The sequence below is a fragment of the Streptomyces sp. NTH33 genome, assembly GCF_003236365.1.
Lineage (GTDB): Bacteria > Actinomycetota > Actinomycetes > Streptomycetales > Streptomycetaceae > Streptomyces.
The window spans coordinates 1-930 of sequence record NZ_POTZ01000982.1 but is presented as its reverse complement, the minus strand read 5'-3'; the positions used below and the strand labels follow the sequence as shown (position 1 = coordinate 930).

Here is a 930-nt window from a genome sequence, read left to right as displayed (position 1 = left end):
GAGCGGGCGAGGGGTGCCGTCGACGGTGACCTGGCGCTCCTCCATGGCCTCGAGCAGCGACGACTGGGTCTTGGGCGGGGTGCGGTTGATCTCGTCGGCGAGGAGGAGGTTGGTGAAGACCGGGCCGGGCTGGAAGGAGAACTCGGCGGTGCGGGCGTCATAGACCAGCGAGCCGGTCACGTCGCTCGGCATCAGGTCGGGGGTGAACTGGACGCGTTTGGTGCCGACGTCGAGCGCGGAGGCGAGCGTGCGGACGAGCAACGTCTTGGCGACCCCGGGGACCCCTTCGAGGAGAACGTGTCCGCGGCACAGGAGGGCGACGACGAGACCGGTCACGGCGGGGTCCTGGCCGACCACGGCCTTGGCGATCTCGGCGCGCAGGGCCTCCAGGGAGGAGCGGGCGGCGGCCGCGTCCCCGGTGTGCCCGGCGTTGTCAGTGGTCGGGTCCATCATGGACGGCGTACCTCTCTTTCGAGGGCGTCGAGTCGGTCGGCGAGGGAGACGAGGGCCGCGTCGTCGCCGGGCGGCGGGCCGAAGAGCAGGTCGTGCAGGGACTGTTCGTCGTCGGTCCGGGCGGACAGGGCGGGGAGCAGGGCCTCGGGCGTGTGCGCCTGAGCGACGGAGACGCCTACGAGGGGGGCGAGGCGGGTGCGCGTGGTGGAGCGCAGAGCGGTGGCGGCGCGGTCGTGGGCGTTCGCCTTGCGGTAGAGGCGGGCGCGGCCTTCGGCGGTTTCGGAGGCGCGGATCGCGACGGGGAGTTTTTCGGGCACGAGCGGGCCGAGCCGGCGTGCCCGCCACAGGGCGGCCAGGGCGGCGGCGATGAACAGCTGCAGGGTGCCCCAGAGCCAGCCCGAGGGGAGCAGGTCGAAGAAGGTGCGGTCGCCGGTGCCGGGGGCCGGGGCGTCGGAGAGCGAGGGGAGGTACCAGACC

At 73.4% G+C, this 930-nt stretch carries 1 protein-coding gene and 1 pseudogene; both read right to left on the bottom strand.

All coding sequences use genetic code 11. From position 1 onward, the window contains the following. Positions 1 to 450, bottom strand: a 450-nt coding sequence (locus C1I97_RS37965; protein ID WP_181447110.1) for an AAA family ATPase, incomplete at its 3' end; no start/stop codon positions are given. Next, positions 450 to 930, bottom strand: a pseudogene (locus C1I97_RS37960) (DUF4350 domain-containing protein); the annotation flags it as partial. The gene C1I97_RS37965 and the pseudogene C1I97_RS37960, both read right to left, overlap by 1 nt.